The sequence below is a fragment of the Bacillus sp. JZ109 genome, from assembly GCF_053903135.1.
In genome coordinates, this window is the sequence record NZ_CP096388.1 from 3268993 (window position 1) to 3282222 (window position 13230).

At 45.7% G+C, this 13230-nt stretch carries 11 protein-coding genes; 3 read left to right on the plus strand and 8 right to left on the minus strand.

The window, feature by feature from the left end; genetic code table 11:
* Nucleotides 1-91 precede the first annotated feature (91 nt).
* Both M1D94_RS17280 and yfmT read right to left on the minus strand, forming a co-directional pair.
* A complete protein-coding gene (locus M1D94_RS17280; protein WP_003233767.1) occupies nucleotides 92-952 on the minus strand; it encodes a methyl-accepting chemotaxis protein in 861 nt (286 codons plus the stop codon).
* A gap of 13 nt (nucleotides 953-965) precedes the next feature.
* The gene (gene yfmT, locus M1D94_RS17285) at nucleotides 966-2423 is read right to left on the minus strand and encodes a benzaldehyde dehydrogenase (protein WP_014479141.1); all 1458 of its coding nucleotides are present in this window, start codon (nucleotides 2421-2423) and stop codon (nucleotides 966-968) included.
* A 249-nt stretch (nucleotides 2424-2672) separates the two neighbouring features.
* On the opposite strand from yfmT, the gene M1D94_RS17290 reads away from it, so the two are divergent.
* The 3 genes from M1D94_RS17290 (at nucleotide 2673) to M1D94_RS17300 (ending at nucleotide 6198) form a co-directional block, all read left to right on the plus strand.
* A complete protein-coding gene (locus tag M1D94_RS17290) occupies nucleotides 2673-4058 on the plus strand; it encodes an amino acid permease (protein ID WP_424935163.1) in 1386 nt (461 codons plus the stop codon).
* A 91-nt stretch (nucleotides 4059-4149) separates the two neighbouring features.
* Nucleotides 4150-4857, plus strand: coding sequence for a YjjG family noncanonical pyrimidine nucleotidase (locus M1D94_RS17295; protein WP_282627496.1), 708 nt, complete (start codon nucleotides 4150-4152; stop codon nucleotides 4855-4857).
* Nucleotides 4858-4968: 111 nt separating this feature from the next.
* Complete coding sequence (locus tag M1D94_RS17300) at nucleotides 4969-6198, plus strand: MFS transporter (RefSeq protein ID WP_003243467.1); 1230 nt, start codon at nucleotides 4969-4971, stop codon at nucleotides 6196-6198.
* Between the two features lie 29 nt (nucleotides 6199-6227).
* Here M1D94_RS17300 and M1D94_RS17305 read toward each other — a convergent pair whose 3' ends face one another.
* The 6 genes from M1D94_RS17305 to ltaS1 all read right to left on the minus strand — a co-directional run bounded on the left by M1D94_RS17305 (nucleotide 6228) and on the right by ltaS1 (nucleotide 13202).
* Nucleotides 6228-7163, minus strand: coding sequence for a putative nucleotide-diphospho-sugar transferase (locus tag M1D94_RS17305; RefSeq protein WP_282627497.1), 936 nt, complete (start codon nucleotides 7161-7163; stop codon nucleotides 6228-6230).
* On the minus strand, nucleotides 7164-8342 hold the full coding sequence (locus M1D94_RS17310) for a glycosyltransferase family 2 protein (protein ID WP_038829569.1): 1179 nt from the start codon (nucleotides 8340-8342) through the stop codon (nucleotides 7164-7166). It abuts the gene before it with no gap.
* Between the two features lie 28 nt (nucleotides 8343-8370).
* Complete coding sequence (locus M1D94_RS17315; RefSeq protein WP_038829570.1) at nucleotides 8371-9282, minus strand: putative nucleotide-diphospho-sugar transferase; 912 nt, start codon at nucleotides 9280-9282, stop codon at nucleotides 8371-8373.
* A 23-nt stretch (nucleotides 9283-9305) separates the two neighbouring features.
* Nucleotides 9306-10274 (minus strand): GDP-mannose 4,6-dehydratase, encoded by a 969-nt coding sequence (locus tag M1D94_RS17320; protein WP_003233783.1) that lies wholly within the window; start codon nucleotides 10272-10274, stop codon nucleotides 9306-9308.
* Between the two features lie 6 nt (nucleotides 10275-10280).
* Complete coding sequence (locus M1D94_RS17325; RefSeq protein ID WP_041851194.1) at nucleotides 10281-11045, minus strand: glucose-1-phosphate cytidylyltransferase; 765 nt, start codon at nucleotides 11043-11045, stop codon at nucleotides 10281-10283.
* A gap of 237 nt (nucleotides 11046-11282) precedes the next feature.
* Nucleotides 11283-13202, minus strand: a complete 1920-nt coding sequence (gene ltaS1, locus M1D94_RS17330) for a lipoteichoic acid synthase LtaS1 (protein WP_031315513.1) — start codon at nucleotides 13200-13202, stop codon at nucleotides 11283-11285.
* Nucleotides 13203-13230: the final 28 nt, after the last annotated feature.

The following is a 13230-nucleotide window of genomic DNA, read 5'->3' on the forward strand; positions in this document are numbered from 1 at the left end:
ATCAGCCGCTGGAATAAAACTAGTAAAACGTCAGACGAATTTCATGGAAATGCAGGATAGAAAAAGACCGGGGACATTTGTCCCCGGTCTTTTACTCTTCCTCAAGCGCTTTTTCGGCCATTTTTGCAAGATGCTGTGCGCTTCCTGAAATCTCCTGCATTGTGGCGGAAATTTGTTCAACAGCAGCGGCTTGTCCGTCTGTATGCTGGTTAATCGACTCAATGGATTCCTCCAGCCCTTTCAGCAGGCTGTGGATTTTTTTCGTAATCTGGTCAATTTGGCCGACATTTTCTTTTGAATGCGTTGCTAGCTTTCTGATCTCATCTGCGACGACAGAGAAGCCTTTTCCGGACTCCCCTGCTCTTGCCGCTTCGATCGCGGCGTTCAAGCCGAGCAGATTGCTTTGGTCAGAGATGCCTTTAACAGTTACTGAAATATCGGCGATTTCACCGGCGCTTTCGCTTACTTTTTTCGCCTGAGAGGAAATGCCCGACATTTGAGTTGAAAACCCGTTAATTGATTCAGAAATGTCGGAAATAGCCGCGGCTGTTTGTTCAACGACAGCTGATAAGCTTTCCGCGACATCATGCAGCTTTGACGACTCCTCAAGGCTCGTTCCGAGGCCGACGCCTCCAATGACTCTTCCATTCTCGTCGTGCAGCGGGATGGCACGCGCGATCAATGGGAAGCCGAACAATTCTTTCGGAACCATGCTCGTCTTCTTCTGATTGCTTCGGATGGCATCTGTGATGATATCCCCTTCCTGCAGCGGATCGCCGGCTTTTACGTTCAGCGAAAAGGTTTTGGCCGGTATATTCACGAGCAGTTTTTCCGTATCATAAATGCCGATTGTAATATCATCCTGAACCAGGCTGTTTAAATAAGGGGCTACTTTGATAAATGCGTCCAGAATATCTGCGGTTTCTTTTTCCGTATTTATGGTCAATTCCATTCACTCCTTTTCATTAATAAGGGAAGCTGCGTTTTTCGTGCTGGACCGAGATCCATTTCAGCGTTGTAAATTCTTCGAGGCTCCACTCACCGTTTAAACGGCCGAGGCCTGATTGCTTTTCACCGCCGAAGGCTACATTCGGTTCATCATTGATGGTCGTGTCATTGACGTGAATCATGCCTGTTTCAATGCGTTTCGCAAAAGCCACGCCGCGCTCAAGATTTGACGTATGTACAGCACCGCTCAAGCCAAACGGGGTTTCGTTTGCGATATCCACCGCTTCGTCTTCTGAATCAAACTTCATAAAGGAGACAACTGGTCCGAACAGCTCTTCCTTGGCAATGCTCATGAACGGTTTGACGTCTTTTAAGATCGTCGGTTCCACGATCGTCCCGTTAAATCCGCCAAGCTTCACTGGTACAGCGCCTTCTTCAATTGCTTGCTCAACAGTCTTCATCAGCCCGTCCGTCTGTCTGCTGTTGATTAATGGCCCGATAATCGTATCAGGATCCATTGGGTCGCCGACTTTCAGCGATTCTACTTTTGCCTGGTACAGCTCAAGGAACTTGTCATAAATAGAAGAATGAACTAGCACGCGGTTGGCTGACATGCAAATCTGTCCTTGATGTGTAAATCGGCTGAACACCGCCGCATTGACCGCATATTCTATATCTGCATCCTCAAGTACGATGAAGGCGCTGTTCCCGCCAAGCTCAAGAAGCGGCTTTTTAAAATGCTTCATCGCAAGCTGTCCGATGTAGCTGCCGACTTTCGTAGAACCGGTAAATGAGATGATCCGCGGCACTGGATGCTCAACGAAGCTGTCGCCGATTTCAGCAATGTCTGTGACAACAACATTCAGCAGCCCCGCTGGAATTCCCGCGTTCTCAAAAATTTTCGCGATCAATGTTCCGCCGCAAATCGGCGTTTCCTCATGCGGCTTTAGCACAACGCCATTGCCGGCTCCGAGTGCAGGCGCCACTGATTTCATAGATAAAAAGAATGGGAAGTTAAACGGGCTGATGACACCGACAACGCCTGCCGGCACGCGATATAATCTGTTTTCCTTGCCATCTATTGTGGACGGAAGAATTTTCCCCTCCATGCGGATTGGGAACGTTGCCGCTTCCTTCATGATGTTTTTGACAAGTCCGATTTCAAAAGCCGCTTTGAGCCTTGTACCGCCTAGCTCCTCCATAATCAAATAAATAATGGCTTCTTCATTTTCTTCAATATACGTGACGGCTTTTTCTAAAATGGTTCTTTTCTCAAACGGGTTGACCGCATCCCATTTTTTCTTTGCCAGCGCCGCTGCCCGATACGCTTCATCTACATCGTCAGCAGTCGCTTTACGGAATGTTGTGAATGTTTTTTGAGTATAAGGATTTTTGTTTTCCAATACATTTGGGCTGCTGCCCTCCTGCCATTTCCCGCCGATAAACTGTTTATTCAACTCTTCATATTGAAACATGGTCAGCATCTCCTTTATAACCGCAAATCAAAATATGGGCGAATCTATTTTTTCTATCGGTTCATCTTGCATAAAATTGAATATACGATTAGTAAAAATTACTATCCTATGATACGACAACGCTGTTTTGCTTCTATCATTTAAAGCAGAAAAATATTTTATTGACTGCGTCAAATTTCGACAATATAATACAACAAGAACTGCATATAATGATTAGAATATTTTGAATATTTCTAGGAGGAACTTTTGATGAGTTCATTATTTAGAAAAAAACCGATTGAAACATTGAGTGCGCAGAGCAAGTCAAAAAGCCTTGCCCGTACGTTAAGCGCATTTGATTTAACCTTGCTCGGTATCGGTTGTGTCATCGGTACAGGGATTTTTGTCATTACAGGAACAGTGGCAGCGACCGGTGCAGGTCCCGCCCTCATCATATCGTTTATTTTAGCGGGGCTCGCCTGTGCGCTGGCTGCTTTCTGTTATGCTGAGTTTTCGTCTTCCATTCCGATTTCGGGAAGCGTGTACTCATACTCATACGTGACACTTGGAGAGCTGCTCGCCTTTTTGATCGGATGGGATCTCATGCTTGAATATGTCATTGCACTGTCGGCGGTTGCCACCGGCTGGTCTTCATACTTTCAATCACTGCTTGCCGGCTTTAATCTTCATATTCCGGCTGCACTGACAGGAGCGCCGGGAAGCACGGCGGGCGCCGTATTTAACCTTCCGGCTGCGGTGATCATTCTCCTCATCACTGCGATTGTCAGCAGAGGCGTCAAGGAAAGCACACGCTTTAACAACGTCATCGTACTGATGAAAATCGCGATCATATTATTGTTCATTATTGTCGGCATCGGCTATGTGAAACCGGATAACTGGTCTCCTTTTATGCCATTCGGGATGAAAGGCGTCATACTTAGCGCTGCCACTGTATTCTTCGCGTACCTTGGGTTTGACGCGGTTTCTAACGCATCAGAGGAAGTGAAAAATCCGCAAAAAAACATGCCCGTCGGCATTATTTCAGCTCTAGCCGTCTGTACGGTTCTGTACATCGCGGTATCGCTTGTGCTGACAGGCATGATGCCTTATGCCAAATTGAATGTCGGAGATCCTGTATCCTTTGCGCTGAAATTCGTCGGACAGGACGCTGTTGCCGGAATTATTTCTGTCGGTGCGATTATCGGGATTACGACGGTGATGCTCGCTTTGCTGTACGCACAGGTCCGCTTGACATTTGCCATGAGCAGAGACGGCCTTCTGCCTGGATTGTTCGCAAAGGTTCATCCGTCATTTAAAACCCCGTTCCGCAACACATGGCTGACAGGGATCGTTGCAGCGGGAATCGCCGGCTTTATTAACCTCGGAACGCTGGCCCATCTGGTGAACATGGGAACACTTGCCGCGTTTACAGTCATATCTATTGCTGTCATTGTGCTAAGAAAGAAACATCCTGAAATCAAGGCGTCCTTCAGAGTGCCGTTCGTTCCGGTTGTGCCGATTATCAGCGCAGGCATCTGCCTCTGGTTCATGTACAGCCTTCCCGGCGTCACATGGCTTTCATTTGTCATCTGGATCGCTGTCGGAACACTGGTTTACTTCCTATATTCGAGAAAACACAGCTTATTAAACAAATAATCTCTTTTCAGCCGGCGGTGCCTCACCCGCCGGCTTTTTCCTTTTTTTATGTGCTATACTTTGAATACATATGAGAAAGGGAGACACACAGATGAAACGATACCGCACTTTATTATTTGATGTAGATGATACCATCCTTGATTTTCAAGCGGCAGAAGCTTTAGCCCTCCGTTTGCTGTTTGAAGATCAGAACATTCCTTTAACAAATGACATGAAGGCGCAGTATAAAACCATCAATCAAGGTCTCTGGAGAGCCTTTGAAGAAGGTAAGATGACACGGGATGAAGTCGTAAACACGCGTTTTTCCGCTTTGCTCAAGGAGTACGGTTACGAAGCGGACGGCGCTTTGCTTGAGCAAAAATACCGCCGCTTTCTTGAAGAAGGACATCAGCTTATTGACGGTGCATTTGATCTCATCTCAAATCTGCAGCAACAGTTTGATTTGTACATCGTGACAAACGGCGTGTCTAACACACAATATAAGCGTCTCCGTGATTCAGGATTATTTCCATTCTTCAAGGACATTTTCGTTTCTGAAGACACAGGCTTCCAAAAGCCGATGAAGGAATATTTCGATTACGTATTTGAACGGATTCCTCAATTTTCAGCAGAGCACACATTAATCATTGGGGATTCACTGACTGCTGATATCAAAGGCGGACAGCTCGCCGGACTTGACACTTGTTGGATGAACCCTGACATGAAGCCGAATGTGCCAGAGATCATACCAACCTATGAGATTCGTAAGCTTGAAGAGCTATATCACATTTTGAATATCGAAAATACCGTCAGCTCCTAATCAGGCTGACGGTATTTCTTTCATAAGAATCTTTTTTCCTCTTGATAAATTCTTCACCTTATGAATAATATGGTGGTATGCTTTGGTTATATATGTAAGGAGGAGACTCAATTGGCTATCGCCGCCCCGTTAAAAGAAAAAACAGTTCAAAAACCAGGCACCACGGTGTATCCGATTTTGATTATTATCGGAATTTGCCATATGCTCAACGATTCGCTTCAGGCTGTGATTCCGGCCATGTTCCCTATTTTGGAACGCTCCATGAGCCTGACGTTTACACAGCTCGGCATCATCGCTTTCACATTAAACATGGTGTCATCCGTCATGCAGCCTGTTGTCGGCTGGTATACCGATAAACGGCCGCGGCCGTATGCGCTGCCAGTCGGTTTGACCGCTAGCATGCTTGGCATTTTAGGCCTTGCATTTGCCCCGTCATTCATAACGATCTTATGCTGTGTGTTTTTCATTGGATTAGGCTCGGCCATTTTCCACCCGGAGGGCTCCCGTGTGGCGTATATGGCCGCCGGCACAAAACGCGGGCTCGCCCAGTCGATTTATCAGGTGGGCGGAAACTCAGGCCAGGCGATGGCGCCGCTGATCACCGCGCTGATCCTTGTACCGCTCGGGCAATTCGGCGCTGTTTGGTTCACGCTTGTCGCCGCGCTTGCTGTTATGTTTCTCATGTATATTGCGAAATGGTACGCCTCACGTCTCGGCAGCCTTGCCCAGAAATCAGGCAAACAAAAGAAAACGGCTGAAAACACGGCCATCACCAAATCTGTTGTATCTGCTCTTATTATTATTATATTTCTCATTTTTGCTCGTTCTTGGTATACGAGTGCGATCGGTAACTTTTACACGTTTTACGCGATGGATACCTATCACGTAAGCATTCAGCAGGCACAAAGCTATATTTTTGTCTTCTTGCTGTTCGGTGCAATCGGCACGTTTCTCGGCGGCCCGCTTGCAGACCGTTTTGGAAAACGCTTCGTTATCCTCGGTTCGCTGTTATGCTCGGCGCCGCTGGCGATTGTGCTGCCATTTGCCGGCCCGGTTCTCGCCTATGGCGTGCTCGCATTGATTGGCTTGGTTCTGATGTCGAGCTTTTCTGTAACGGTCGTCTACGCACAGGAGCTAGTTCCTGGAAAAATCGGCACAATGTCCGGTTTAACCGTCGGGCTTGCCTTCGGGATGGGCGCGATCGGCGCTGTGGCGCTGGGCGCTCTGATTGACGCAGCGGGACTGACCCCGACGATGATCGCCATTGCCTTTCTCCCTGTTCTCGGCATCCTTGCCTTCCTATTGCCAAGTGACCAGAAGCTGAGAGAATGGCATAGCTGAAAAAACCCCTGCCAGGCGGCAGGGGTTTTTTAATCCAGCTGGATAAAATGAGTGTCAGGCACTGCGTGCTTCGGGATAAAGCCATCCGCAAAGTCCGGAAACGCCGACTGTATTTCATCAATCCATCTTTTCAGATTTAATATATACGGCATATAAATCATCTCAATTGTCGCTTCGTCTTCAATCCGATAGTACCAGCAAAGATTAAACTCTTTTTCTGTCACCAGTGTAAACCCAGAGAAATGATAGAAAATCAGCGGCGTTTCATCTATATACACGCGGCCGTCCTTTTGCCCGACCTTATAGTTTTCGATATTCCAAAGCGCTGTATTGGCTCCTATTGATTTGACAACATGAACACCTTTAAACTGCGCCGGCCATTTCTCCACATATCTTTGATCACCGTATGTCTTTCGTTCCGTATCCATTTCGACCGTGCAAAATTCAATACAGTCCTGTCTCCACTGCCACACCGCTTCATATGCTTCCTTTGTATTACCGGCACCGACAAAGCCTGTATTAAAGCGTCCGGTTCGGTCGTAGTAGGACATGAAGCGCGGCGAATTACGATGATCAGTCAAATACAGAGACGCCGTTGGGTTTTCTGCAAAAATACGCGCCGGATCAGAAAAGAAAAATAGATCCGTATCCATATGGGCAAAGTACTCAGCGTCATCCCACTTGCTCATCACATGAAACAAAAAGGCGGGCTTTAACGTCCAGCAATATTCATGAAACGTTCTGTTGCTTTTCGCTTTCAACAGCTCCGGGTCTTCCATTTCATGCAGCTGCACAAAGGTTACATGCTCCCATGGCACGTGCTGAAGCAATTCATACGCTTTCTGGTCGACACACAGCACAAATAAATGAAAATCATCGCAATGCTCATGGAGAGAATGAATCATAGGCATGAGCTTAAAGATATGTGTCCTTGACACTATCGTTGAAAAATGAAATGTACTCACTTATACCACATCCAATGATCTAAGATCCACGTGCAGCAAATCGTTGACAAGCGCATACAGTGCGTTGGCGAAATCGTTTACGCCTAGCTTTTTCTTCGCTTTTGGCAGAAGCTTGCGGACAGTTTGTAAATCAAAGCTTTTTGCCGTCACCCTTGGGGCTTTCTTTCGCCAATCTGGATCAATGTTGCGCTCTTTAACAACATGCAGAAGCTCAAGAAACAGATTCAGCAGCATATCATATTTCTGAGACTCCAGCAGCTTTTGAATATCAGTCATGATTCTGTTCGTCATGTCAGGCGGGAACGGCCCGTTAAAAGCGAGATGGACGTCTAAAGAGCGGATGTTATTGTATTTATCGCACATATAGGCAATGTTGGCCCGAATATCATCTACAGATTTACAATTGCTTGGATGCTCCTGATGAACACTGACAATATCGCGGCGAAGCCTGAAGGTCAATCCGGCCTGATGAAGCCTGATCCCGAGGTCATAATCCTCAAACCCGTACCGCACAATGCCTTCGTCAAATAAACCGAGGTCAACCACATGCTTGCGTTTCACAGAGGAATTATTCGTGATAAAAAAGCGCCATGGCATATGATAGCCTTTCAAGTCATCGCCGTACTCATCTAAAATCTTCTTGAGCACGTCTATAAAGTCGGTATCGAGGTCAAAGCTTTTATCAAGAAAGCTTCCGTTTTTGATGTCCGCCTCCTCCAGCAGCTTTTGTTTGTCTTTCTTCGGCATTTCACCTGTGAGCTTTGCGAGCTGTTCCTTATGTTCTTCTTCAAACCGTTCATAATAAAAACTGTAGATCCGTTTCCAAAACAACCCGCACACGACGAGATTCTCTTCGTTCTCATGGGCTTTAATATGTTTTGCCACAAGGTCCTTTGCCGCAAGCATATCGCTGTCATGGAAAATCAGGATGTCTCCTCTGGCATTGCGAAGCGCCTGATTTCGTCCGTACGCAATGCCCCTGTTTTCTTTAATCCGTGTAAAGATCAGCGGAAAATCAGCTTGAAATGACTCAAGCATCGAGAGCGTCCCGTCCTCAGAGCCATTGTCCGCTACAATGACTTCGAATTCTTCATCGCACTCCTGCTGGTTTAATGACAGAAGGCTGTTGTAAAGACGCTCCTTCGAATTATATGCAGGAATAATAACGCTTGCTTTCACTTCATTTTCACTTCCTGTATTTACTCATTTATTTGTTGTCATCTTTTGAAGCAAAACCGTTAAATTCAGGGTCTAACGTTTTGATGTGCTGAATGATATGCGGCAGTGTCTCTTGATACAGTTCATGCACAAACGGCAGATCTGTGCGGGTTGTTTCATGAATCTGTTTGATTTCATTGATGCTGACGATTCGGTATCCGCTGAAATGATAAAAGATCAGCGGACTGCCATCCTCCAGCACGATCCGGCCATCTTTCCAGGAAAACGTATGCTGCCCATAATTCCAATGCCCGATGTTCACGCCGGGTGTTGTAATGTCACACACATTCGGAAACAGCTCAGACATATAATCCAAATAGCCCTGATCACCGAATTTTCCTTCACCCGGTGCATTTTTGCATTCCTCAAGACAGCGTTCCTTCCACCACTCCAAGCAATCCGTGCCTGCATCATCATGCTTGAAGCTGATAAACCCGGAATTATATCTGCCTAAAAGACGCTGCAGCATGTCAATCTGCTCTTTCTCAAAAGAAGGGATTACAATATCCCCCCGTGAAAGCAGCACCGAGCAGTCCGGCTGGTTTTCAAAAATCGGCGATGGATCTGCATAGAAAAAGAGATCCCCGTCAATATACGTCACACGCTCCAGCCCGGGATTGCTGTTCAGCACAGCTTGCAGAAAGATCGGCTTCATCGTCCAGCAATACTCACTTTGATCTCTAGTTTCCTTCAGCTTCAATAGCAATTCATTTTCAAGAGCGGCCACCGGCACAAGGTTCAGCTGCTTCATCTTCAGCTTCTGTAACACGCGGTGCGTATCTTCATCCATGCAAAGTATAAAAATGGGACTGTCTTGATCAACTAGCTCTAACGACTTAAACAAAGCGACTGCCTGATATAATCTTCCTTTTGATAAAACGGTGCAATACGCGCTGGTCACAGTCTTGTTCACCTCGTTTCACATTACTTTTTGAAGAATTCCGTATACCACTCAATCGTTTTTTCAAGTCCCTCATCAATGGTGTAGGCCGGTGTCCAATTCAGCAGCTTTCTTGCTTTTTCCGCGGATAAATATTGATGTTTGATTTCATTGCTTCCCTGATTCAGCACCTTAGGTTTCAGATTACTGTTCATTTTCTTTAATATTTTCTCTACCAGTTCAAGTACGGTCAGCTGGATCTCATTGCTGAAGTTAAAGGCCTCTCCGGCAAGATTGTTTTCTTCCATTTTTTCTGCAAGAAGCAGATAAGCCTGAACGGCGTCTTCAATATAGAAATAGTCCCGTACAAATGTGCCGTCGCTTCGGATTTCCGGCGCTTCCCCGTTCAGCACAAGCTGAATCGTCTGAGGAATGATGCGATTGAAGTTCAAATCTCCGCCGCCGTATAAGTTTCCACAGCGCGTAATGCAGACCGGAAGCCCGTACGTGTGAAAATAGGTGTGGCTGATCAGATCTGCACAGCTTTTTGAGACGTCGTACGGGTGCTTGCCTTGCAGCGGCATGTTTTCATCGTATGGAAGGTTTTCTTGATCGCCGTAAGCTTTATCACTTGAAGCGACAATGACCCGCTTAATTAACGGATGCTTGCGGCAGGCTTCGAGAATATTCCAGGTACCGAGGATATTCGCTTCAAAGGTAGAAATCGGGTTGCGGTTTGCTACGCCGACAATCGCTTGTGCAGCGAGATGAAAGACAGTGTCGATCTCATACTCGCCAAGCGCGCGTTCAATCACAGCCAAGTCCTCAAGAGAGCCCCGCACGATATTCATTTTCTTGATATGTTCTCCCTGATAAAGATTGGATTGAGGCACATGATCCCTGACAAGCCCCGTAACATTTGCGCCCTGATCGATCAGCTCTTTCACCAAATAGCTTCCTAAAAGACCTGTGCATCCCGTGACAAATACGTTTTTATTTTTCCAGAAACTCAAATCGATTCACCATACCTTCCATACTTGTTGTCCTTGATTCCACATTTTGTTGACTTCTAAGAGATTTTTATACGTATCGATGGCCGTCCAAAATCCATAATGGCGGTACACAGCAAGCTCCCCGTCTTTGGCAAGGTTCTTCAGCGGTTCATCTTCGAACATCGCGTTCCCGTCCTTCGGCAAATACTCGAAAACCTTTGGACTGAGAACGAAGAATCCGCCGTTGATGATTCCGTCACTTGATGTCTTCTCAGAAAATGTTTTCGCCATGCCGTCCTCAACCGTCAAGGTGCCAAACTGCGAGACTTTGTCAATGCCGGTGACAGTCGCGGCAACACCTTTTGTCTGATGATAGCTGATGAGATGGAAAAGATTGATATTGGCCAGCCCGTCCCCATAGGTGAGCAGAAATGTTTCATCACCGATATAGTCTTTCGCCTGCAAGATTCTTCCGGCTGTCAGCGTATCTTCCCCAGTCTCCAAAAACGTAATTTTCCACGTTTCAGGCTGCCCCAGGATCTGTACCTCTCCCGTAGAGCTGTCGAGTGTCAGGCTGTTGTGCTTCCATTCATAGTCGAGAAAGTATTCCTTGATTTTTTCTCCTTTATAGCCCAACAGCAGAATAAACTCGTTTACTCCGTAGTACTGATAAATTTTCATAATATGCCATAGAATCGGTTTGCCGCCTATCATGGCGAGCGGTTTAGGAATGTCATTCGTGACTTCACTCATTCTCGTTCCTTTTCCGCCGCAGAGAATGACCGCTTTCATCTCTACCCCTCATCTCTATGAATATTGAGTTCGAAACCTGGTACATCTTCACAATCTATCAAGGCATTTCCCCGATAATTTGTCCGATTTCAATACCGGTTTCAAAATCTACTGTAATGATATGAGAGAAAGCCAGCCTTGGTGACCAAATGGAATCTATTTTTTCAAGTTGGTTGTATAACCAAAAAAAAGAGCCTTGAGCGAAGGCAATGCGCCCGCTCAAGGCTCTTTTTCATCTTATTTGATTTCTTTCTCCTTGCCGTAATGATAGTCTGACGGATCAACGGCTTTGAAATCATTTAGTTTATGGAACCTCAGCAAGTCTTTGTACAGGACACTGTCTGAAAGGCTCAGCTGCTGGTTCACTCTTGTTTTCAGATTCTTCGTTTCTTCATTCGCTTTCAGTTTTTCACCAGTCTTCGTATCATAAATGACATTGTCGACTGATGTGTACTTCGGCGTTACGAAGTCTCCGTTTCTGAATGCCACTGTATCGTCGTGGTCTTTAGAGAATAAGTCAGTACCAAAGTTGATGTATTTCTGAGAATCAATTCCTTCTAAGTGCAGAAGTGTCGGCATGACGTCAATTTCGCCGCCATACGTATGGTTCACTCCGCCTTTTTTGCCAGGAACGCGGATCATCAGCGGCACACGCTGGTTCTGTGCGTTTTGATAATCTGTGATCTCTTTTCCAAGAATCTCTTTCATCGCTCGGTTATGGTTTTCAGAAATACCGTTATGGTCACCGTAAATCATGATGACTGAGTTGTCATACAGGCCGGCTTCCTTCAGCTCCTTGAAGAATTGCTCAAGCGCTTCGTCAAGGTAACGCGCTGTCTGGAAGTAGCTGTCAACTGTGTTATCGCCAGTTGTCGCTTTTTTAAGAGACGCGTCTTTTTCATCCAGGTTAAACGGATAATGGTTTGTCAAAGTAATCAAATGCGCGTAAAACGGCTGTTTAAGAGACTCAAGCTTTGGAATCGATTCTGTAAAGAACGGCTTATCCTTAAGTCCCATGTTAATCACATTTTCATCTGACATATCATACGTGCTTGCGTCGAAGAACTTGTCATATCCGATATGTTTGTAAATCTGGTCACGGTTCCAGAACGATTTGTAATCACCATGCAGGACGGCGCTTGTATAGCCTTCCTTCTGGTCTAAAATCGCAGGAAGCGATTGGTAAGTGTTTTCGCCTTTCGTCACAAACGCGGAGCCTTCAGGAAGACCGAAGATCGAGTTATCCATTGTCAGCTCGGCATCAGATGTTTTTCCCTGGCCTGTCTGATGGAAGAAGTTATCAAAATACGTCACATCTTCCCCGCCGTGCGCAAGTTTATTTAAGAAAGGCGTCACCTCTTCACCGTTTAGCTTGTAGTCAATCAGGAATGACTGGAAGCTTTCGAGGTGAATTTTAATGATATTTTTGCCTTTGGCAGAGCCGAAGTACTCGGCGTTTGGTTTCGCATAATGAGACGTCGTGTAATTCTCGACGCTTGTTAAATCATCGCTGCTTGCATAGGCCCGTTGCGTTTCTGTTTGAGCCGTCTGCACACCGTCATAAATGGTGTAGTTGTACAGACCTAAATACTTCACGATATAATTGCGGTCAAACGTTCTTGTCAGCAGCTGCGGACGGTCTTTTTCCGCATAGTGCAGGTTGATGAAAAACAGTGCGATCCCAGAAAGGATCACTAAAGACGCAAAGCGTTTTTTCATTTTGTATTCTTTTAATTCAGGTCTCCAGATCAATACCGCAATCAAAATGATAATATCTAAGAAATAGAAAATATCATGACCGGCCATGATACTGAAAATCCCGTCTCCCATGTTTCCAACGTTTCCGGACTGTTTAATGTTCGGGAACGTCAAGAAATCGTCAAAGAAACGATAGAATAAAATATTTGCATATAACACAAATGTCATCAAGAAATCGATAATCAGCATAATAATGGCTGATTTACGCCCTTTCGCCAGCAAAGCCAGTCCTAAAAAGAAGACGGCGCTTGAGAATGGGTTAAATATCAGGAGGATCTCCTGAGTTGTGCCTTTTACCCCAAGATTAAACTCAGTCTTGTAGGATAAATACGTTTTTGCCCAAAACAGTATAACAGCCAGCACAAAAAAGCTAAGTTTGTAAGAAAAAAGTTTCTTCATGGCAACCTCTACTTTCTTAAACACTTTA

Bases quoted from the DNA above. Each gene is read 5' to 3' on its own strand.
- yfmT (WP_014479141.1), bottom strand. From the start codon at position 2,423: ATGTTTCAATATGAAGAGTTGAATAAACAGTTTATCGGCGGGAAATGG.
- M1D94_RS17295 (WP_282627496.1), top strand. From the start codon at position 4,150: ATGAAACGATACCGCACTTTATTATTTGATGTAGATGATACCATCCTT.
- M1D94_RS17290 (WP_424935163.1), top strand. From the start codon at position 2,673: ATGAGTTCATTATTTAGAAAAAAACCGATTGAAACATTGAGTGCGCAG.
- ltaS1 (WP_031315513.1), bottom strand. From the start codon at position 13,202: ATGAAGAAACTTTTTTCTTACAAACTTAGCTTTTTTGTGCTGGCTGTT.
- M1D94_RS17325 (WP_041851194.1), bottom strand. From the start codon at position 11,045: ATGAAAGCGGTCATTCTCTGCGGCGGAAAAGGAACGAGAATGAGTGAA.
- M1D94_RS17280 (WP_003233767.1), bottom strand. From the start codon at position 952: ATGGAATTGACCATAAATACGGAAAAAGAAACCGCAGATATTCTGGAC.